Below are 19,337 nucleotides of genomic sequence, written 5' to 3'. Positions count from 1 at the left end.
CCGGGCCGACGACGAGGTCGTGGCGCCCCGCGAGACCGGCTTCCACCGGCTCCGGGTGTCCGCGCTGGAGCGGCTGTGCGACGACGCCGTGGCCGTCACCTTCGCGGTCCCCGACGACCTGCGCGAGGACTTCACGTTCCGCCCGGGGCAGTACCTGACGCTCCGGCTCGAGACCGAGGCGGGGGAGGAGCGGCGCTCCTACTCGATCTGCGCCCCGGCCGGCGCCGAGCCTCGGGTCGGCGTGCGCCGGGTCGACGGCGGCCTGTTCTCCGAGTGGCTCGTCGACCGGCTCGAGGTCGGCGACGAGATCGAGGTCGGCCCGCCCGCCGGGTCCTTCACCCCCGACCTCGCCGCGGGCACCCACCACGGGCTCGTCGCCGCCGGGTCGGGCATCACGCCGGTGCTGTCGATCGCCGCGTCGCTGCTCGCCGCGCACGCCGACACCCACGTGACGCTGCTCTACGGCAACCGGCGCACCGACACCGTGATGTTCACCGAGGAGATCGCCGACCTCAAGAACGCCTACGGCCCCCGGCTGCACCTGCTCAACGTGCTCTCCCGCGAACCCACCGAGGCCGACATCTTCAACGGCCGGCTCGACGCGGACCGGATGCGGATCCTGCTCGGGTCGCTCGTCGACGCCGAGGGCGTCGACCACTGGTGGCTCTGCGGGCCGCTCGGCATGACCGAGGACGCCGTGACCGTCCTCGGCGAGCTCGGGGTGGACAAGAAGCGGGTGCACCGCGAGCTGTTCTACGTCGACGAGCCGCCCCCCGCGGTGCACCGCGCCGAGGACGACGCCGAGGTCGGCGAGGGCAGCGAGGTCACCGTCGTCCTCAACGGGCGGTCCACCCAGCTGACCCTGCCGCGCAACGAGACCGTCCTCGACGCCGCGCAGAAGGTCCGCGGCGACCTGCCCTTCGCCTGCAAGGGCGGGGTGTGCGGGACGTGCCGGGCGCAGGTCACGGACGGCGAGGTCACCATGCGCCGCAACTTCGCCCTCGAGGACGAGGAGGTCGAGGCCGGGTTCGTGCTGACCTGCCAGACGCTCCCGGTGTCGGACACGGTCACCGTCGACTTCGATGTCTGAGGGCCTGGTCGAGATCGAGGACCGGGGGCCGGTCCGGGTGCTGACCCTGGCCGACCCGAAGCGGCGCAACGCATTGTCCGTCGAGATGCGCCGCGAGCTCCGGGACGCGGTGCGCGCGGCGACGGACGACGACGCCGTCCGCGTCGTGGTCCTCACCGGCGCGGAGGGCTTCTTCTCCGCGGGCGGGGACATCTCGTCGATGAGCGACGACGAGCAGCTCGGGATCCTGCGCCTGCAGCTCCTCGCCGACCTCGTCGAGGCGATGGTCGCCGGCCCCACGCCGGTGATCGCCGCGGTCGAGGGCGGTGCCTATGGTGCGGGGCTGTCGCTGGCCGCCGCGGCGGACCACGTGGTCGCGGCCGGCGACGCCCGCTTCTGCGCCTCGTTCGGCGGCGTCGGCCTCGCGACCGACGCCGGCCTGGCCTGGACCCTGCCGCGGCGGATCGGCCAGGGCCGGGCGGCCGAGATGATCCTCTTCGGCGAGGTCGTCGACGCCGAGCAGGCCGCGACCATCGGGCTCGTCGAGCGCCTCGCCGAGCCGGGCGGAGCCGTCGAGCTGGCGCTGGAGCGGGCCGAACTGCTGGCCCGGCGCTCCCGCCCCGCCCTCGCCGCGACCAAGGAGATCTTCGCCGCCGGGCACACCGACCTGCGGCAGGTCCTCGTCGCCGAGGCCCGCGCCCAGCGCACCCTCTTCACCGGACCGGACTTCGCCGAGGGCGTCGCCGCGTTCCGGGAGAAGCGGAAGCCGACCTTCCGCGCCTGACCCGCAGGTGCGGCGGCCGAGGGGCCACCTGATCGGCTTCTTGTGCAGCAGCGGTTGTTCGACCAGCCGCACGTGCACGCCGAGAGCGATCGTGAGACGCGACGGTGCCTGATCGACGCTCCCGTGCGGTGGTGGACCGACAAGCCCTGGGCGGACATGATCGGCGATCGTGAAGACGCGGTTTGTGTGCGCGGTGCTTCGTCCTGCTCGTCGAGCAGGGCTGACCCTTCGTCGCGGAGCAGGGCGGCGGACGACACACCCCTTCGGTGTGACGCGATCGTCGCTGCACGGGCCGAGAAGTGCGTTAACTTTGCCAAGCGCCTTCGCGGGATCCGAGGGCTGCGTCGTCGTTCGTCGGTGACCCGGCCCGTCGTCCCGCTCGGGCCGGAGCGCGACGGCGGCGCCCTCCACCCCGGTCGACAGTGATGCCGCACATCGAGGAGAGCGAATGAGCGACAGTCCCGAAGCACCCGCGCCGCCGCTGCGCATCGGTGTGGTGGCGGAGTCGACGAAGGCGGAGACGCGGGTGGCGTTGACGCCGGAGACGGTCCGCAAGGCCGTGAACCTCGGCTACGCCGTCACGGTGGAATCCGGGGCGGGTGTGCAGGCCGGGTTCGACGACGCCGCCTACGCCGCCGCAGGGGCGGAGGTGTCCGAGGGGCCGGTGTGGGACGCCGACGTCGTGGTGACGATCAACGCCCCGCAGCCGGACGAGATCGAGCGGCTGCACGCGGGCACCACGCTGGTGTCGATGCTGGCGCCGGCGATCGAGCCGGACCGGCTGGGGACGCTGGCCGAGCGGGGCGTGACCGCGCTGGCGATGGACGCGGTGCCGCGGATCAGCCGGGCGCAGTCGTTGGACGTGTTGAGCTCGATGGCGAACATCGCCGGGTACCGGGCGGTGATCGAGGCGGCGCACGCGTTCGGCCGGTTCTTCACCGGGCAGGTGACCGCGGCGGGCAAGGTCCCGCCGGCGAAGGTGCTGGTCGCCGGGGTCGGCGTGGCCGGCCTGGCCGCGATCGCGGCGGCGAACAGCCTGGGCGCGGTGGTGCGCGCGACCGACCCGCGGGCCGAGGTCGCCGAGCAGGTCCGCTCCCTCGGCGGTGAGTACCTGGCCGTGGAGGTCGAGCAGGAGAAATCCACCGACGGGTATGCGAAGGCGACGTCGGAGGCCTACGACCGCCGGGCGGCGGAGATCTACTCCGAGCAGGCCGCGGACGTGGACATCATCATCACCACGGCGTTGATCCCGGGCCGCCCGGCGCCGCGGCTGATCACCGCCGAGCAGGTCGCGTCGATGCGCCCGGGCAGCGTGATCGTGGACATGGCCGCCGCGCAGGGCGGGAACGTGGCGGGCACGGTGGCCGGTGAGGCGGTGGTGACCGAGAACGGGGTCACGATCATCGGCTACACCGACCTGCCGGGCCGGCTGCCCGCGCAGGCCTCGCAGCTCTACGGCACCAACGTGGTCAACCTGCTCACGCTGCTCACCCCGGCCAAGGACGGGCGGCTCGTCCTGGATCTCGACGACGTGGTGGTGCGCGGGCTGACCGTGGCTCACCAGGGCGAGACGCTGTGGCCGCCGCCCCCGGTGTCGGTGAGCGCGGCCCCCGCGGCCCAGCCCGCGGCGACTCCGCAGGCCGAACCGCAACCGGAGAAGACGCGTTCGCCGCTGGCGCGGGCCGCGGTGGGGATCGCCGGCGCGGTGGCGTTGTTCGGGGTCACCGCGTTCGCGCCGCCGGAGCTGGCCGGGCACCTGACGGTGTTCGTGCTGGCCATCGTGATCGGCTTCTACGTGATCGGGAACGTGCACCACGCGCTGCACACGCCGCTGATGTCGGTCACCAACGCCATCTCCGGGATCATCGTCGTCGGCGCGATCCTGCAGATCGGCACCGGGAGTGCGCTGGTCACGGCCCTGGCGGCGGTCGCGGTGCTGCTGGCCGCCATCAACATCGTCGGTGGCTTCGCGGTGACCCGCCGCATGCTGTCGATGTTCTCGAGGAGCTGAGCCGTGGAGACGTGGACGACGGCGGCGTACCTGATCGCCGCCCTGCTGTTCGTGATCAGCCTCGCCGGGCTGTCGAAGCACGAGACCTCCCGCTCCGGGGTGGTGTTCGGCATCGCCGGCATGACCATCGCGCTCGTCGCCACGGCGATCGTGGCGCTGGGCTCGGCGTCCGGGCTGGGCATCGCGCTGCTGCTGGTCGCGCTGGTCATCGGCGCGGCGATCGGGCTCTGGCGGGCCCGGGTCGTCGAGATGACCGGCATGCCCGAGCTGATCGCGCTCATGCACAGCTTCGTCGGGCTCGCCGCGGTGCTGGTGGGCTGGAACGGTTTCCTCGAGGTCGAGTCCGGGCACCTGCAGCTCGCGGGGTCGCTGCTGGGCATCCACCACGCCGAGGTCGCCATCGGCGTGTTCATCGGCGCCGTCACGTTCACCGGATCGGTCATCGCCTACCTGAAGCTGTCGGCGAAGATCGCCTCGGCGCCGCTGATGCTGCCGGGCAAGAACGCGCTCAACCTGGGCGCGCTGGTGGTGTTCGCAGGCCTCACCGTGTACTTCGTGATCACGCCTGCGGTGTGGGTGCTGGCGGTGCTCACCGTGCTGGCGCTGCTGCTGGGCCTGCACCTGGTGGCCTCGATCGGCGGCGGGGACATGCCGGTCGTGGTGTCGATGCTCAACTCCTACTCCGGGTGGGCCGCGGCGGCGTCGGGCTTCCTGCTGGGCAACGACCTGCTGATCATCACCGGTGCGCTCGTCGGCTCCTCCGGTGCCTACCTGTCCTACATCATGTGCAAGGCCATGAACCGCTCCTTCCTCTCCGTCATCGCCGGCGGCTTCGGGGCGACGTCCTCGACGGCCGCCGCAGTGGAGGGCGAGCACCGCGAGATCGACGCCGCGGGGGTCGCCGAGCTGCTGGCGAACGCCCGGTCGGTGGTCATCACCCCCGGCTACGGCATGGCGGTGGCCCAGGCGCAGTACCCGGTCGCCGACCTGACCCGCAAGCTGCGGGACTCCGGCGTCGAGGTGCGGTTCGGGGTGCACCCGGTCGCCGGGCGGCTGCCCGGGCACATGAACGTGCTGCTGGCCGAGGCCCAGGTCCCCTACGACATCGTCCTGGAGATGGACGAGATCAACGACGACCTCGCCGACACCGACGTCGTGCTCGTCATCGGCGCGAACGACACCGTCAACCCGGCCGCCTCCGAGGACCCCGGCAGCCCGATCGCCGGCATGCCGGTCCTGCGCGTGTGGGAGGCCGGGAACGTGATCGTGTTCAAGCGGTCCATGGCCACCGGCTACGCCGGCGTGCAGAACCCACTGTTCTTCCGGGAGAACAGCCAGATGCTCTTCGGCGACGCCAAGGAACGGGTCCAGGACATCCTCGCCGAGCTCAGGACCCGCGAGCCCGTCGGCTGACGCCCGGGGAGCGCCCGGTCAGGACCGCAGGAAGTCGAGCAGGTCGGCGTTGATCGTGTCGGCCTGGGTGGTCGGCATGCCGTGCGGGAAGCCCTGGTACGTCTTCAGGGTCCCGTTCTGCACGAGTTCCGCGGACAACGGGGCGGAGTCGGCGTAGGGGACGATCTGGTCGTCGTCGCCGTGCATCACCAGAACGGGGACGGCGATCGACTTGAGGTCCTCGGTGAAGTCCGTCTGGGAGAAGGCGACGATTCCGTCGTAGTGCGCTTTCGCACTGCCCATCATCCCCTGCCGCCACCAGTTCGCGATGATCGCCTCCGACGGCTCCACGTCGGGGCGGTTGAAGCCGTAGAAGGGCCCGGACGGCAGGGCCCGGTAGAACTCGGACCTGTTGGCGGCCAGCTGGGCCTGGAGGTCGTCGAACACCTTCTTCGGCAGTCCGCCCGGGTTGGCGTCCGTCTGCACCATGAGCGGTGGGACGGCGCTGATCAGCACGGCCTTCGCCACCCGGCTCGCGCCGTGCCGCGCGATGTAGTGCACGACCTCGCCGCCGCCGGTGGAGTGCCCGACGTGCACCGCGCCCTGCAGGTCGAGATGGGCGGTCAGCGCGGCCAGGTCGTCGGCGTAGTGGTCCATGTCGTGACCGTCGGGGGTCTGTGTGGAGCGTCCGTGTCCGCGCCGGTCGTGGGCGATGACGCGAAATCCCTGCTGGAGGAAGAACAGCATCTGGGTGTCCCAGTCGTCGCTCGAGAGCGGCCAGCCGTGGCTGAAGACGATGGGCGTGCCCGATCCCCAGTCCTTGTAGAAGATCTCGGTCCCGTCGGGCGTGGTGATCGTGGCCATGCGCTGCCTCCGGTGGTGATGTGGCTCGGACGCCGACACCGTGCACTACGCGGATCCACTCTCGTCGCGGCCCGCCGGGCCGCATACCGCCGAGTGCACCCGGAGGCGGGCACCCGGGGAGGCGGAACGCGCCTCGTCCGGTCCGGAACTGCGTGGTCGACGACAGGCGAATTCCCGCTGGGGACGGGGACTCACTCCCGCGGCGGGGAGGGCTCCGCGCTTCCGAAGATGGCCGCCCGGATGGCGGCGATGACGAGGTCGAGGCGGCGGACCACGGGGTGGAGCTCGGGTGCAGCGCGGGGATGGCGCCCGGCCACGGCGGTGACCGTCAGGGTGAGCGACGACAGCTCGACGATGACGTCGCGGCGGAGCGTGTCCGCCATGCGTTCGGCCTGGTCCGCCCGGGCGCGGAGGCGTTCGGTCCGCGCGGTCTCGGCGGCGTGGGCGGTGAGGCGGTCGCGCATCGTCGCGACGCCGCGGCCGACCGTGGCCAGCTCGCGCAGGCCGTCGTCCCGGATGGGGTGGGCGTAGTCCCCGCCGGCCACCGCGGCGACGTCGTCGCCCAGCCGGGTGAGCGGGGCGAGCACCCAGCGCCGCTGGAACCGCATCGCGACGACCCCGAGGGCGATCCCGAGGGCGGCGACCGCGGCGAGGACGCCGAACAGCCGTTGGCGCGCCGACGACGAGGCCGCCCCGGCGGCGTCCGCCTCGCCGCTGATCTGGGCGCGGAGGGCGTCGACCCGCTGGCGGAGCACGTCGAACTGCCCCTTTCCCGCGTCCTGGGCGGCCAGGGCCGAGGCCTGCCCGGCCTCGCCCGCGCGGCGGAGGTCGATCAGCGGCCGGGCGGCGTTGGCCGACCAGTTGTCGTAGGCGACGGCGACCGCGGCCAGGCTGCCGGCCAGCTCGGGCACGAGGGTGCCGAGCAGGTTCTGCTCGGCGGCGATCCTGGGCGCCGCGGCGGTGAACGGGTCGAGGAAACCGTCCTCCCCGGTGAGGAGGTACCCGCGCAGCCCGGTCTCCTGGTCGACGTAGGCGGTCTGCAGCCGCTCGACCGAGGTCAGCGCCGGACCGATGCGCTGCATCATCACCTGGTCGGCGGCGGAGGCCTGCGCCATGCTGCCGACCGCGACCGCGAGCAGCCCGAACAGGGCGACCAGGACCACCAGCACGAGCGCGCGCATGCGGCCCCGGAGCGACCCCTTGAGCTCCTGCCACCAGGGTGGCCGGCGCGGCTCGGCAGGGGTGGTCGGCCTCCTGTCGTCGACACGATCCACTCCTGCCTCCTCACCCGAGCGACCTTCGACGGTCGAGAGTTCCGAAAGGATCTCGGTGCGGCAAGACGAATCGCCGCCGCGCCCCTACGTGCGGCGACCGGCGGGGGCGGCCCTCGCTCCGGCTGACCTGTGCTCGGCGCGGTCCGGGACGCCGAGGAGTTGCACGCGCCTCAGGTTCGGCCGAGCCCGAGGGCGGTGGGGTGGCGGGGCTGGTAGAGGCCCAGGTCGCCGAGCCCGGGGACCTGCAGCCGCGTGATCAGGCCCCAGCCCTGGTCCTCCACCGGACCGGCCTCGACACCGGCGGCGAGCACCGCGGCCCGCGTGGCCTCGACGTCGTCGCACATCAGGAACAACTCGTGCCGCCCGCTGGTGGCGGCATCGGTGGGATGCACCGCGAGCTCGGCCGGGGGCGCGGCGAAGATCAACCAGCCGTCGCCGGCGTCGACGTGCGCCAGGCCCAGCACGTCGCGCAGGAAGGCGCGGACGCGGTCGGCGTCCTCCGCGTAGAGGATGGTGTGCACTCCGGTGATCACGTGGCCTCCTCGCCGTTCCACCCCGGTCACCGGTGACCCTGCCAGAAGCGGTTGGCGTCGCACCCGGGCTCGGCTTTACTGGACCGACACGGAGGGCCCGCGCCCACCCCTCCCGAGGCGGAAGCGGTTCGACGGTGAACACGTTCCGGACGACTGCGCGCGGGCGGCTGCGCACGGCCGCCGTCGCGATCGCGATGCTGCTGGTCGCCGCGGCCTGCAGCACGGCCTGCAGCGTGCCGACCGGCGACGACGACCGGGCCGGGGCGCCCTACCGGATCGGCGTGCTGCTCGGCCTCACCGGCACCGACGCCGCGGCCTCCCGGCCCGGGTACCGGGCGCTGCAGCTCTACGCCGAGCGCGCCACGGCCCTCGGCGGGGTCCACGGCCGGCCGGTCGAGCTCGTCGTCGCCGACACCGGGGGCGACGCCGGTCGAGCGGTCGAGGAGTACCGCAGGCTCGTGCTGCAGGAGGACGTCGTCGCGGTGGTCGGGCCGGGCTCGCGCGCCGAGGCCGTGGCGCTGCGGCCGACCTCCCGGGCTCTGCGCACGCCGGTCACGGCCGTGGCGGGGGCGGACGACGTCATCTCACCGCCCTCCGAGGCCGCGTACATGTTCACGCAGGCCCCGGCGAGCGTGAACTCGCTGCGGGCGCAGCTCACGTACGCGCGGGAGCAGGGCTGGCGGCGGGTCGCGATCCTGTCGTCCGACGACGACCACGGGCGGGAGGCGGCGGACGCGCTGCCCGGCATGATCGCCGGGTTCGGGCTCGAACTGGTCGGGAACCAGGTCTTCCCGGCCGACGCGATCGACATGACCCCGCAGCTCACGACGCTCGCCGCCACCGCTCCGGACGTCACGCTGGTGTGGTCGGCCGCGCTCCCGACCGCGATCGTCTCCCGGAACGCCTTCGTGCTCGGCTACCCGGGTGTGCTGTTCCCGGCCTCCGGGGCGGCGGGCGCGCACTACATCGGGCTCGGCGGCGACGCCGTCGAGGGCACCCTGCTGCAGGGTCCGAAGATGCTGGTCAGCGACCAGATCCCGGCCGACGACCCGCAGGGCCCCGTGCTCGGGGACTTCGTCGACGCGTGGGAGGTGGAGTACGGCACCACGCCGTCGCCGTACGCCGCCGGCGCCTGGGACGCCGTCCACCTGACGATCGAGGCCCTGCGGGCGACCGACCCGGCCCTCACCGGGACCCAGCAGACCCGCGACGCGATCCGCGACGGCCTGGAGCGGACGACCGGGGTCCCGGGCACCCTCGCGGTGTACACCTTCACCCCCGAGCGGCACGGCCCCGAGGGCATCGCCGGCCTCGCGATCATCCGGGTCGACGGCGGCCGGTTCCTGCTGGAGCAGGCCTACTGACGCGGAGTCGCCGTCGGTCAGTCGCTGTCCAGCGGGACCTCGCCGAACACCACGAGGCTGATGACGAAGTAGGCGATGTACAGGGCGAGCAGGACGATCCCGTGCCATCGCCGCAGCCGTCCGGTCGCCAGGAAGATCGCCGACAGCGCCGTCATCGCGAGCATGACCGGGAGGTGCCAGGACAGCACGTCGTCGCCGACGGTGATCACCCCGCCGACGAGCAGGACGATTCCCAGCTTGCCGGTCACCGAGAACACGACGCTGCCGATCACGTTGGCGACGCCGATCTCCGGCGCGCCCCGGCGGGCGGGCTCCACGGTGAGGAAGATGTCCTCGAGGGAGAGCGCCAGCGTGGCGATCGTGACGCCGAAGACGGTGCCGGCGATCTCGAAGGTGTCGAGGATGCCGTCCGTGCCCCGGGCCGCGACGAAGGCCCCGACGACGAGGCCGGCCAGGGCCAGCACGGCGAGCCCGAGGCCGCCCCAGCGGGACCGCCGGCGGGCCTTGAGGAACCCCTGGTCGATGCGCAGGTCGGTCGGGAGGTCGAAACCGCCGGACCCGGTGGGGCCGCCCGGGCCGGCGGCCGGGGTGTCCCCGCCGCCGGTGGCCGTCATCGTCGCGGTGCCGCCCGCGCCGACCTTCTCGAGCTGTTCGTAGAGCTCCGCGTTACGGAAGACCGGTCGTCGGGAGGAGTACTCGCGATAGCCGATCCAGCCCACGAACGCCACGAATAGGACCACCAGCACCACGCCGGTGAGGAGCGTCAGCACCCCGGTCAGCGCGAGGGCGAACATCACCACCGGGGCGGCGACGAACAGCACGAGGTAGTCCCGGGGGACGTCGACGCGGCACGGGGCGATGATCGCCGCCAGTGCGAGCACGATCCCGGTCATCGCGATCGTGGTCCCGATGACGGTGCCCAGAGCCACTTGTTGCAGCCCCTCGACGTTCAGCACCACGCCGAAGGCGAGATCGTCGAACTCGATCCCGGTGAACACGACCGCGATGAGGAACAGCGAGATCGCCCACCTGCTGGCGACGCCGACCAGCTGACCGATCAGTTTCTCGGCGCAGTAGACCAGCACCGCGATACCCAGGACGAATTCGATGATCGGGATCACGGGCCGCTCCTCGCCGGGCCGACGTCAGAGACAACGTGATTCCGATGGTGATCGCCGTCACTCCGTATTGCAACGGGTTGACAGCTGCACTGGATCAGGTATAGGCGGCTGCTTCATCGGCCCGGACCGGCCACCTTCTGCAGCGTGGGACCGAGCTGGTCGAGCAGCCAGCCGACCGACACCACGTTCGGGGCCTGCAGGGCCACGGCCTGGTCGAGGGTCAGGGGGAGGTAGTGGCCCTCGCGGACCGGGCGCAACCGTTGCACCAGTGCGTTCCCCTCGAACCTCGCGCGGTCGCCGTCGCCGGCGAAGGTCATGAACAGGACGTCGGCGGAGTCGAGCATGCCGACCTGTTCGTAGCTCACGCCGACGGTGCCGGGCGCGAGTGCCGCGGAGGCGGGGGCATCGCGGAAGTTGTCCGGGATCTGCAACCCGAGCGAGCGCATGAAGGCGGTCGAGAGGTTCTGCTCGCCGACGACCATCGGGAGGACCTCGCCGCGCGCCTGGCCGTAGAGGTACGTGCGGTCGCCGAGGTCCGGGAGCTCGGACCGCAGCGCCGCGACGCGGGCGTCCGAGTCGGCGACCAGGGTGTCGACCGCGGCCGTCTCCCCGATCGTGCGCCCGATCTGGCGGGCGTCGTCCTGCATGGAGGAGGCGTAGAGGCCCTTCTCGTAGACGACGACGGGGGCGATCTGCGACAGGCGCTCGTAGGTCGTCCGGTCGCGGATCATCGACGCCGACACACCGAGGATCAGGTCGGGCCGGTAGGAGGCGACCTTCTCGACGTCGACGCCGGCGCTCACGTCGGCCTGGATGCCGAGGACGTCCTCGGGCAGCGGCGTGCGGATGTAGGGCAGGTTCGCCGCGCCGGAGTAGTTGCGCACCGCGCCCACCAGGGGTGCGCCGACGGCGTTGGCCACCGCGACGTCGTTGTAGCCCAGCGCGACGATGCGCTGCGGCTTCGCCGGGACCGTGGTGGTGCCGTAGGCGTGCGTGATCGTGAGGGGGAACCGGTCCGTGCCTGCCGGTGCGGGCGCGGCCGCCGTCGGCGCTGCGGGGCCGGCCGGGCCGCTGCTGCAGCCGGCCAGGAGGAACGCGCACACCATGCCGACGATCGCGATCGCCGTTCTCGCCACACCCATCACCACTCCACAGTTAGGCTCGACTTACCTAAGTCGATCAGGCCGTCGTCGGTCAAGACCACGAGGCGTCCGGAGGTCCTGACGGGACCGGGGCCGGTCGACGCGGCCATCGGCACGACCTGCCGTCGTCCGATAGTTGACGTCTCAGCGACCCCGCTCCTAGGTTGATCGCCGACGTCCGTCAGCGGAGGAGATGCCTGGTGGCCACCATCCCGGAGCTCATGCAGGCGAACCTGCTGGAGGTCTTCAACGAGCGGGACGCGGAGCGGCGGAGGGCCGCCGTCGCCCGCACCTACGTCGCCGACGTGGAGTTCTCCGACCCGGAGGGGACCGTCACGGGACACGAGGCGGTCGACACCAAGGCGCGGGAGCTGCTCGAGCGGTCGCCGGGTTTCGTGTTCACGCCCGACGGGCCGGTCCGCGTCGCCCGGGACCTCGGCTACCTCGCGTGGAGGTTCGGCCCCGAGGGGGAGGCGCCGGTGGTCCGGGGCATGGACATCGCCCTGGTGAAGGACGGTCTGATCGCCAGCCTCTACACCCTGCTGCTCACGGACTGACGCGTCCTCCGCGCCGGCGACCGATGAGCCGGCGGGGCTCCCGCGGTCTCACCTGTATGGACGCGACGAACCTGGCCGAGCTCTACGACCTGCCGACGATGGACTGGGACCGGATCCGGGCGGGACTCGACGCGGGGTTCCCGCAGGCCCCGGGGGCGGGCGGGCCGAACCGGCACACCTGCTGGTTGACCACCCTCGGGCCGGGCGGCGGAAGGTTGGCCGTGTCGGGTCGACAACTCCGGGCAGGCGCTGACGGCCGAGTTCAGCGCTGGCGGTTCTGACCCGGAGCGACGACCACCCGCTCGTCAGGCCGACCGTGTCGGGGACTCGGACCTCACGAGCAGGACCGCCGCGGCGGCCAGCACGAGCGTCAGGACCAGGGCCGCCCACCGCGCCGTGGTGAGGAACAGCGCAGCGGAGACGGCGCCGACGACCAGCGCGAGCAGCTGCCGCACCGCCGCGAGTGCGCCGCGCCAGTCCCCGCGGGTCGCCAGCCCGTGGGCCCGGTGGTGAGCACGCCGGTCATGTAGGTCGTCGAGTTCCGCAGCCGCAACCCGACGACGCTCTGGCCGCCGAGCGCGACCCCGGCCAGCAGGAGGACCGGCCAGGTGGGCCCGGCCAGCCAGAACGGCAGGGCGGCGGCGAGCGCCACGAGCTCGGCGAGCAGCGGTGCGGTGAGGGCCTCCGGCCGGTCGCGCCACGCGATCCCGTGCGTCCTCCCCGACGACGGGCCGGGCCACCGACTCACCTCTTCGGGTGCGTCATCGCGGGCCGAGGTGTGCTCAGCCGGTCGTCGCCGGCACCTCGGGCAGGCCCGCACCGAGCCGCCTGAGGTGGTGGTCGGTAGCCCCGAACATCGCGTCGATCGTGAGGATCCGCTTGTGGAGGTGGCCGATGGGCAGCTCGTCGGTCATCCCCACGCCGCCGTGCGTCTGGATCGCGTACTCGCCGACGAGCCGGCCCAACCGTCCGACCTGGGCCTTCAGCACGGCGACGTCCCGCGGACCGAGCCGGCCCGCCTCGGCGAGGGCGGTGCTGTAGAGCAATGTGGAGCGTGCCTTGACGTGCGCGATCTTCATGTCGGCGAGGCGGTGCGCCACTGTCTGGAACGTCCCGATCGGCACGCCGAACTGTTCGCGGGTGGACGCGTACTCGGCGGTGCGACGCAGCAGCTCGCCCGTCGCGCCGACGGCCTCGGCGGCCAGGACCACGAGTGCGCGGTCGAGGGCCTCGCGAAGGAGGGGCTCCGCGTCCGCGGCGAGGAGGGTGGCGGGCGCGGCGTCGAACCGCAGGTGGGCGGCGCGGCGGCCGTCGACCGTGGTGAACGGGGTCGCCGCCGGAGCGGTGGGGTCGACGAGGAACAGGGCCAGGCCCGCGTCGAGCCGGGCGGTGACGACCAGGACGTCGGCCGCGTCGCCGTGCAGGACCACCCGCTTCTCGCCCGTCAGGGCGTACCCGTCCCCGCTCCGCTCGGCCGTCGTGGTGATCAGCGCGGGATCGGGCGTGCCGCGGCCCTCCTCGTGGGCGAGGGCGCCGATCGCCTCGCCGGACGCGATGCGCGCCAGCACGTCCTCGCGGCCTACCGCGGCGAGCACCCCGCCCGCCAGCACGACCGACGCGACCCACGGCTCGACGAGCAGGTGCGTGCCGAACACCTCCGCGACCGCGACCACGTCCACGATGGACCCGTCGAGCCCGCCGACCGCCTCGGGGAACGGGAGGGCGGTGAGCCCGAGCTCGACCAGCCGCGCCCAGACCGCCGGCGACCAGCCGCGCTCCGAGCGGACGATCGCCTGACGGGCCTCGAAGGAGTAGTCGCGCTGGAGCGACCGCGCGACGGTGTCGCGGAGCAGGACCTGCTCCTCGGTGAAGGTGAAGTCCACGGCGGCCTCCGATCAGGAACGCAGGGTGCGGGCGACGAGATCGCGCTGCACCTCGTTGGTGCCGGCGTAGATCGTGGTCGCCCGGCTGTTCAGGTAGTACGGCATGGCGACGAGGGCGAGGTCCCCGCCGAGCGGCTCGACCTCGGAGCCGACGCGCAGCGCCTCGCGCTGGTCCGCCAGCCCGTCCAGCCCGACGACCCGGGTCATCAGCACCGAGATGCGCTGGGTGAGCTCGGAGCTCATGACCTTGTTCAACGACGGGTAGGCCGGCTCCTCCGCGACCGGGTGCCCGCTGATCGCGAGCTTCTCGAAGTGCTCGTAGGAGGCGAGCTCGGCCTCCAGCTCGCCGAGGTCCCGCTGGACGACCGGGTCGTCCGCGAGGGAGCCGCCGAACCCCGACGGAGTCTCGGCCGCGACCGCGCGGGCCACCTCCAGCCTGCGGCGCAGCATCGGGCTGTGTGCGGAGCCGCCGCGCTCGTGCTCGAGGAGCTGCTTGGCCACCGACCAGCCGTCGTTCTCGGCGCCGACCCGGTTGGCCTGCGGCACCCGCACGTCGGTGAAGAACACCTCGCACTGCTCCGGTGCGCCGTCGAGCCCGATGATCGGGCGCACTGCCAGCCCGGGGAGGTCCATGCGGTCGAGCAGCAGGAACGTGATGCCCTGCTGCTTCTTCCCTTCACGGCTGGTCCGCACGAGCATGAACATGCGGTTGGCGTGGTGGGCGTAGGTCGTCCAGATCTTGCTGCCGTTGAGGACGTAGTCGTCCCCGTCCGCCACGGCCATGGTGCTCAGCGACGCGAGATCGGAGCCGGCCCCGGGCTCGGAGTAGCCCTGGGTCCAGTAGTCCTCGCCGGAGAGGATCCCGGGCAGGTGGCGGGCCTGCTGCTCGGGCGTGCCGAGCTCCATCAGCAGTGGGCCGATCATGCGCAGGCCGTTGGGCAGCAACGGCGGCAGGCCGCGCTTCTGGTACTCCTCGGCGAACACGTAGCGCTGCTCGACCGACCATCCGGTGCCGCCGTGCTCGACCGGCCAGTCCGGGGCGGACCAGCCGCGGGCGTGCAGGATCCGGTGCCAGGCCATGACCTGGTCGAACGGGCCGAAGACGCTGGTGGTCTTGCGGCCGGCCTCGCGGATCTCCAGGGTGGGCGCGGTGTCCAGGAACTCCGCGACCTCCTCGCGGAACTTCTCCAGGTCGGCGTTCGGCGCGATGTCCATGCGGCTCAGCCCTTCCGGCTCGTGAAGGCGGCGATGCGCTCCTGGGCGTCCGGGCCGCGGCCCTCGCCCTCGGTGACCTCCCACTGCAGGCCGGCGTCGAGCGGGCGACCGTCGGTGGCGTCGAGCAGGCGCTTGTTCGCCGCGTGGGAGAAGGGGGACTGCGCGGCGATCCGGCCGGCGAGGGACGCGATCTCGGTGTCGAGGTCCGCCAGGGGGACGGCGTACTCGGCCAGCCCGATCCGCACGGCCTCGGCGGCGTCGATCATGTCCGCGGTGAACATCAGCCGCTTCGCGGTGGCGACGCCGACGCGGCGGGGGAGCCGCTGGCTCATGCCCCAGACCGGGGTCAGCGCCCACTTGGCGTGGGTGTCGCCGAAGCGGGCGTCGTCCGCGGCGATGAGGAAGTCCGCGGCCAGCGCGACCTCGAGCGCGCCGGTGTAGCAGTGCCCGTGCACGGCGGCGACCACCGGCTTCGGCAGCTTCTCCAGCATCCGCAGGGTCTCGCTGTGCCAACCGCGGGACGGCACCGTCTCGCCGGCGCCGATGTCCGCCAGGTCGTGGCCCGCGGAGAAGCACCGACCGGCGCCCCGGAGGACGACACACCGGACGGCGGCGTCCTCCCGCAGGGCCTCGACGTGCGCCCTGAGCTCGGCGAACATCGCCACCGTGAGCGCGTTGAGCTTCTCCGGACGGTTCAGCGTCAGCACCGTCCAGCCGTCGTGGTCGGTGCGGAGCACGAGTTCGCCCACGGACGCCCCCTTCCCAGTTTGAACGAACGAACGTTAACTGCCCGGCGGCGCGGGGAGAAGGGCGGCCCTACGGAGTCGCCGTGGCCTGGGCGAGCAGCCCGTCGACGATCGCCTCGAGCGCCCGGCGGAACGTGTCCCGGGCGGCCAGGGCCGGCCACCGGTCGCCGGAGGTGGACCCGCGGCGTGCCTCGCCGGGCTGGCGGCGCTCGTGCTGCTGTGGCGGAGATCGGGACCGTAGCGGACGGGGACGGGCGGGGCGGGGCAGAGTCTCGGGCATGTCCGACGAACGAGCGCCCGCCCCGCGGGTGGTGCACGACCTGCGCCCCCTCCTGACCGACAGCGCGACCGTGCCGGCCGGGGTGGTGTGGCGGCTGACCGAGCCGGGCCGCCAGCTCGACGCCAACGTCCTGCACCTCGGCGCCGACCAGGTCGTCGGGACCCACACGGAGCCGGACCTCGACGTCCTCGTGGTGGTCGTGTCCGGGACGGGCACCCTCGAGGGCGCCGAGGCTCCGCTGGCCCTCGCCGCGGGGACGACGGTCTGGCTTCCGCGCGGCTCCACCCGTCGGCTGCGCGCGGGCGGCGCGGGTCTCGGCTACCTCACCGTGCATCGCCGGCGTCCGGGCATGCAGATCAAGCCGGGCCCGCCCGGGTGACGACGGGCGCCCCACAGTTGTGTGCCGGAGCGCAATGATTGCGTTTGTCGGGTCCAGGTGGTCACGATGACACGGTGATCCCCGACGACCCCCGCCCGCCCACCGCCGACGGGAACCGCCCGCCGCTGCCCCGTCACCTGGGCGACTTCACGCTCGACCGCCGCATCCTGGTGACCCTCGCCTGGGCCGTGCCGATCGGTGCCCTCGGCGCGGCCGCGGCGTGGGCGCTGCTGAGGTTGATCGCGCTGATCACCAACGCCGTGGATGCGCCGCAGCCGGGTCGCGCCCCGGATCGCGGTGCTCAAGCCGACGTCCGCGGCGATCGGCATCGGGACCGGCGGGCCGTTCGGCGCGGAGGGCCCGGTCATCATGACCGGCGGCGCGGTCGGGTCGATCCTGGCGCAGCACCTGCACCTGTCGGCCGACGAACGCAAGTCGCTCATGGTGCCCGGCGCGGCGGCCGGCATGGCGGCGACGTTCAACGCGCCGCTCGCCTCGGTCCTGCTCGCCGTCGAACTGCTGCTGTTCGAGTGGCGGCCCCGCAGCTTCCTGCCCGTCACGTGCGCCGTGGCCGTCGCGACCGTCGTGCGCGCCCCGCTGCTGGGCGCCGACCCCCTCTTCCAGGTGGGCCTCGGGGGTGCCCACGCGACCCCGGTCGTCGACCTGCTGTGTGTCGGCGCGGGGCTCGTCGGCGGGCTGCTCGCCGTCGCGGTCACCGCGCTCGTCTACTTCTCCGAGGACCAGTTCGCCCGGCTCCCGGTGCCCTGGATGTGGTGGCCCGCGATCGGCGGGCTGATCATCGGCGTGGGTGGGCTGATCGAGCCGCGGGCGCTGCGCTCGCCGCTCACCGGGGTCGTGTTCTCCCTCGAGCTGACCCACGCGTGGTCCGCGCTGGTGCCGCTGCTGGTCGCGTCGGCCTCCGCGTACGGGCTGTCGGCCCTGCTGCTGCGCCGCTCCGTCCTCACCGAGAAGATCGCCCGGCGCGGCTACCACCTCTCCCGCGAGTACGACGTCGACCCGCTCGAGGTCCTGCTCGCCGACGAGGTCATGGCCGCTACGCCCGCCGTCCTGCCGCCCGACGCGCCGCTCCCGCCGCCACGTGACCTGCTGGCCGCCACCCTCACCCGCCGGGGCGCCGACGGGAGCGCCCGGGCGGACGCGCCGCTGCAGCGCCTCTACCCGGTCGTCGACGACCGCGGCCGGCTCCAGGGCGCCGTGCCCCGGCAGTCCCTCGTGGCACCCGGCGAGGCCCGGACGGTGACGGACGTGCTGATCGCCGATCCGGTCGTGGTGCACGCCGACGACACCCTCCGCGAGATCGCGTCCCGGTTCGCGCGGCACGGGATCACCGCGGCGCCGGTCGTCGACCGGGCGGACCCCGCGCGGCTGGTCGGCCTCGTCACCGTCGACCACCTGCTCGACGGCCGCCTGCGCGACCTCGCGGAGGAGCACGACCGCGAGCGCCCGCTGGGCCCGCGGTCGTGGCGGCCACGCTCGGGTCGCCGACGGGACGGGTACGCGACACTACGGACATGACCGACGCGGCCGCCGTCCCCGATCCGCCGACCCACGAGCAGGTCGACGCCGTGATGCGGACGGCCCGGGTGCTGGTGGGGGTCACCGCCCGCTCGTTCGCCGCGATCGAGGACCGCGTCACCCTGCCGCAGCTGCGGATCATGGTCATGATCGCCAGTCGCGGACCGCTGAACCTGGGCGCCATCGCCGCGAGCCTGGAGGTGCACCCCTCCAACGCCAGCCGGGCCTGCGACCGGCTCGTGGCCGCCGGGCTGCTCGACCGCCGCGACGACCCGGCCGACCGGCGCAACCTGCTCCTGCAGCTGACCGAGGCCGGCGCACGGCTCGTCGACGAGGTGACCGCGCAGCGCCGGCAGGCCATCCAGGACACGCTCGAGAAGATGCCCGTCCGCCGGCGCCGGGGCCTGGTCGCCGCGCTGAGCGCCTTCGCCGACGCCGCGGGGGAGCCCGCGGAGGCCGCGTGGAGCCTCGGCTGGACCACCGAGAACCCCCTGCGCTCCCTGCCGGGGCAGGCCGCGGACCGCAGCGGCGCGTAGTCGCGGGCCTGTCCGTCGTCGTCGGCGGCGCTGGCCCGACTCATGGACGCCGCCGGCTCCGTGGTGACCCCGTAGCGGCCCGGTCCGGTTCGGAGGCATGCCAGCATGTGGTCGCGGCTCTGAAGGTCCGGACGTTTCGCCTGGTCAGGGCGGATGTGGCTCCGGCGACACCTGAGCGTTCATGCTCTTGACAACCGGTTCGGGTGACGGGTTGAGTACGGGTCGTGCGCATCTGGGACCGCGGAATCTGGTCGCGGCGCCGGCACGTCGACTACTGCCGCACCGAGGCCGCCCTCTGTCGGTGACGGCCACCGCGCCCGCCCCGCCGGCGATCCCGCCGGCCGCGCGGCCGCACCGTCGTCCCCGATCCTGCGTCCTCCCGGAGCACAGCCATGTCCGCCGTACCCGCACTCTCCGACCGCTCCGCCCCGTCCCTCGACGAACGCCGGACCGACATCGGCGACCGCCTCCTCGCCTCGCTCGAGGCACTGGTGGACCGCCACCGCGTCCGCGCCACCGGCGACGCGGCCGCCGACACCGAGCTGATCGCGGCCGAGGTGGCCCACCACCTCGCCGTGGCCCGCACCGCCCTGCAGCGTACCCCGCGCCTGCGCGCGAGCTGACCGCTCCGGCGGCCGCCGTCGACTCGAC

20 protein-coding genes are annotated in these 19,337 nt (G+C 73.3%); 11 read left to right on the top strand and 9 right to left on the bottom strand.

The genetic code is table 11. The annotated features are described in order from the left end of the window. The first annotated feature begins 19 nt into the window (after positions 1–19). The 4 genes from paaE (at position 20) to pntB (ending at position 5,277) form a co-directional block, all read left to right on the top strand. Positions 20–1,090 carry a 1,2-phenylacetyl-CoA epoxidase subunit PaaE gene (paaE, locus tag AB0B41_RS33680; protein WP_358210603.1) on the top strand — a complete coding sequence of 357 codons (1,071 nt, stop codon included), beginning with the start codon at positions 20–22 and terminating at the stop codon, positions 1,088–1,090. Further along, on the top strand, positions 1,083–1,853 hold the full coding sequence (locus AB0B41_RS33675; RefSeq protein WP_358210588.1) for an enoyl-CoA hydratase/isomerase family protein: 771 nt from the start codon (positions 1,083–1,085) through the stop codon (positions 1,851–1,853). The genes paaE and AB0B41_RS33675 overlap by 8 nt, the downstream gene beginning before the upstream one ends. 448 nt (positions 1,854–2,301) lie before the next feature. After that, positions 2,302–3,864 carry a Re/Si-specific NAD(P)(+) transhydrogenase subunit alpha gene (locus tag AB0B41_RS33670; RefSeq protein WP_358210586.1) on the top strand — a complete coding sequence of 521 codons (1,563 nt, stop codon included), beginning with the start codon at positions 2,302–2,304 and terminating at the stop codon, positions 3,862–3,864. A gap of 3 nt (positions 3,865–3,867) precedes the next feature. Next, positions 3,868–5,277, top strand: coding sequence for a Re/Si-specific NAD(P)(+) transhydrogenase subunit beta (pntB, locus tag AB0B41_RS33665; protein ID WP_358210584.1), 1,410 nt, complete (start codon positions 3,868–3,870; stop codon positions 5,275–5,277). Positions 5,278–5,295: 18 nt separating this feature from the next. Here the strand turns inward: pntB and AB0B41_RS33660 are convergent, their stop codons facing one another. From AB0B41_RS33660 to AB0B41_RS33650, 3 genes are all read right to left on the bottom strand, one after another. Then, on the bottom strand, positions 5,296–6,120 hold the full coding sequence (locus tag AB0B41_RS33660; protein WP_358210582.1) for an alpha/beta hydrolase: 825 nt from the start codon (positions 6,118–6,120) through the stop codon (positions 5,296–5,298). A gap of 191 nt (positions 6,121–6,311) precedes the next feature. Further along, complete coding sequence (locus tag AB0B41_RS33655) at positions 6,312–7,394, bottom strand: CHASE3 domain-containing protein (RefSeq protein ID WP_358210580.1); 1,083 nt, start codon at positions 7,392–7,394, stop codon at positions 6,312–6,314. A gap of 170 nt (positions 7,395–7,564) precedes the next feature. Continuing rightward, positions 7,565–7,927: an extradiol dioxygenase gene (locus tag AB0B41_RS33650; protein WP_358210578.1), complete on the bottom strand. Its 363-nt coding sequence runs from the start codon at positions 7,925–7,927 to the stop codon at positions 7,565–7,567. A gap of 134 nt (positions 7,928–8,061) precedes the next feature. Here AB0B41_RS33650 and AB0B41_RS33645 point away from each other — a divergent pair, with 134 nt between their 5' ends. After that, positions 8,062–9,291 carry an ABC transporter substrate-binding protein gene (locus tag AB0B41_RS33645; RefSeq protein ID WP_358210576.1) on the top strand — a complete coding sequence of 410 codons (1,230 nt, stop codon included), beginning with the start codon at positions 8,062–8,064 and terminating at the stop codon, positions 9,289–9,291. A gap of 17 nt (positions 9,292–9,308) precedes the next feature. Here AB0B41_RS33645 and AB0B41_RS33640 read toward each other — a convergent pair whose 3' ends face one another. Both AB0B41_RS33640 and AB0B41_RS33635 read right to left on the bottom strand, forming a co-directional pair. After that, the gene (locus AB0B41_RS33640; RefSeq protein ID WP_358210574.1) at positions 9,309–10,412 is read right to left on the bottom strand and encodes a sodium:proton exchanger; all 1,104 of its coding nucleotides are present in this window, start codon (positions 10,410–10,412) and stop codon (positions 9,309–9,311) included. A gap of 113 nt (positions 10,413–10,525) precedes the next feature. Then, on the bottom strand, positions 10,526–11,554 hold the full coding sequence (locus AB0B41_RS33635) for an ABC transporter substrate-binding protein (RefSeq protein WP_358210572.1): 1,029 nt from the start codon (positions 11,552–11,554) through the stop codon (positions 10,526–10,528). 200 nt (positions 11,555–11,754) lie between these two features. Between AB0B41_RS33635 and AB0B41_RS33630 the strand changes: the two genes are divergently transcribed. Together AB0B41_RS33630 and AB0B41_RS33625 are read left to right on the top strand one after the other, a co-directional pair. Next, positions 11,755–12,111 (top strand): nuclear transport factor 2 family protein, encoded by a 357-nt coding sequence (locus tag AB0B41_RS33630; RefSeq protein ID WP_358210570.1) that lies wholly within the window; start codon positions 11,755–11,757, stop codon positions 12,109–12,111. 56 nt (positions 12,112–12,167) lie between these two features. Then, complete coding sequence (locus AB0B41_RS33625; RefSeq protein ID WP_358210568.1) at positions 12,168–12,392, top strand: hypothetical protein; 225 nt, start codon at positions 12,168–12,170, stop codon at positions 12,390–12,392. Positions 12,393–12,481: 89 nt separating this feature from the next. Here AB0B41_RS33625 and AB0B41_RS33620 read toward each other — a convergent pair whose 3' ends face one another. Genes AB0B41_RS33620 through AB0B41_RS33605 form a run of 4 tightly spaced genes read right to left on the bottom strand, consistent with a single transcriptional unit; the run spans position 12,482 to position 15,958 of the window. After that, positions 12,482–12,859 carry a hypothetical protein gene (locus AB0B41_RS33620; protein ID WP_358210566.1) on the bottom strand — a complete coding sequence of 126 codons (378 nt, stop codon included), beginning with the start codon at positions 12,857–12,859 and terminating at the stop codon, positions 12,482–12,484. Between the two features lie 34 nt (positions 12,860–12,893). Further along, on the bottom strand, positions 12,894–13,994 hold the full coding sequence (locus AB0B41_RS33615; RefSeq protein ID WP_358210564.1) for an acyl-CoA dehydrogenase: 1,101 nt from the start codon (positions 13,992–13,994) through the stop codon (positions 12,894–12,896). 12 nt (positions 13,995–14,006) lie between these two features. Continuing rightward, positions 14,007–15,209, bottom strand: a complete 1,203-nt coding sequence (locus AB0B41_RS33610) for an acyl-CoA dehydrogenase family protein (protein WP_358210562.1) — start codon at positions 15,207–15,209, stop codon at positions 14,007–14,009. A gap of 5 nt (positions 15,210–15,214) precedes the next feature. Beyond that, positions 15,215–15,958 carry an enoyl-CoA hydratase/isomerase family protein gene (locus AB0B41_RS33605; RefSeq protein ID WP_358210561.1) on the bottom strand — a complete coding sequence of 248 codons (744 nt, stop codon included), beginning with the start codon at positions 15,956–15,958 and terminating at the stop codon, positions 15,215–15,217. A gap of 275 nt (positions 15,959–16,233) precedes the next feature. On the opposite strand from AB0B41_RS33605, the gene AB0B41_RS33600 reads away from it, so the two are divergent. The 4 genes from AB0B41_RS33600 (at position 16,234) to AB0B41_RS33585 (ending at position 19,309) form a co-directional block, all read left to right on the top strand. Then, positions 16,234–16,614, top strand: a complete 381-nt coding sequence (locus AB0B41_RS33600) for a hypothetical protein (protein ID WP_358210559.1) — start codon at positions 16,234–16,236, stop codon at positions 16,612–16,614. A gap of 264 nt (positions 16,615–16,878) precedes the next feature. After that, positions 16,879–18,150, top strand: coding sequence for a chloride channel protein (locus AB0B41_RS33595; protein ID WP_358210557.1), 1,272 nt, complete (start codon positions 16,879–16,881; stop codon positions 18,148–18,150). Beyond that, positions 18,147–18,686: a MarR family transcriptional regulator gene (locus tag AB0B41_RS33590; RefSeq protein WP_358210555.1), complete on the top strand. Its 540-nt coding sequence runs from the start codon at positions 18,147–18,149 to the stop codon at positions 18,684–18,686. Before AB0B41_RS33595 ends, AB0B41_RS33590 begins: the two co-directional genes overlap by 4 nt. A 392-nt stretch (positions 18,687–19,078) precedes the next feature. Next, entirely contained in the window at positions 19,079–19,309 is a 231-nt protein-coding gene (locus AB0B41_RS33585; RefSeq protein WP_358210553.1) for a hypothetical protein, read from the top strand. Positions 19,310–19,337: the final 28 nt, after the last annotated feature.

Origin of the sequence: Pseudonocardia sp. NPDC049154, assembly GCF_040648315.1 — a bacterium.
Lineage (GTDB): Bacteria > Actinomycetota > Actinomycetes > Mycobacteriales > Pseudonocardiaceae > Pseudonocardia.
The sequence above is the reverse complement of the archived record's forward strand: the minus strand, read 5'-3'. Positions and strand labels throughout refer to the sequence as shown.

What these genes read in the sequence shown, in the direction of transcription:
- AB0B41_RS33675 (WP_358210588.1), top strand. Translation starts at nt 1,083, where the DNA reads ATGTCTGAGGGCCTGGTCGAGATCGAGGACCGGGGGCCGGTCCGGGTG.
- AB0B41_RS33670 (WP_358210586.1), top strand. Translation starts at nt 2,302, where the DNA reads ATGAGCGACAGTCCCGAAGCACCCGCGCCGCCGCTGCGCATCGGTGTG.
- AB0B41_RS33660 (WP_358210582.1), bottom strand. Translation starts at nt 6,120, where the DNA reads ATGGCCACGATCACCACGCCCGACGGGACCGAGATCTTCTACAAGGAC.
- AB0B41_RS33635 (WP_358210572.1), bottom strand. Translation starts at nt 11,554, where the DNA reads ATGGGTGTGGCGAGAACGGCGATCGCGATCGTCGGCATGGTGTGCGCG.
- AB0B41_RS33625 (WP_358210568.1), top strand. Translation starts at nt 12,168, where the DNA reads ATGGACGCGACGAACCTGGCCGAGCTCTACGACCTGCCGACGATGGAC.
- AB0B41_RS33610 (WP_358210562.1), bottom strand. Translation starts at nt 15,209, where the DNA reads ATGGACATCGCGCCGAACGCCGACCTGGAGAAGTTCCGCGAGGAGGTC.
- AB0B41_RS33600 (WP_358210559.1), top strand. Translation starts at nt 16,234, where the DNA reads ATGTCCGACGAACGAGCGCCCGCCCCGCGGGTGGTGCACGACCTGCGC.
- AB0B41_RS33595 (WP_358210557.1), top strand. Translation starts at nt 16,879, where the DNA reads ATGCGCCGCAGCCGGGTCGCGCCCCGGATCGCGGTGCTCAAGCCGACG.
- AB0B41_RS33590 (WP_358210555.1), top strand. Translation starts at nt 18,147, where the DNA reads ATGACCGACGCGGCCGCCGTCCCCGATCCGCCGACCCACGAGCAGGTC.
- AB0B41_RS33585 (WP_358210553.1), top strand. Translation starts at nt 19,079, where the DNA reads ATGTCCGCCGTACCCGCACTCTCCGACCGCTCCGCCCCGTCCCTCGAC.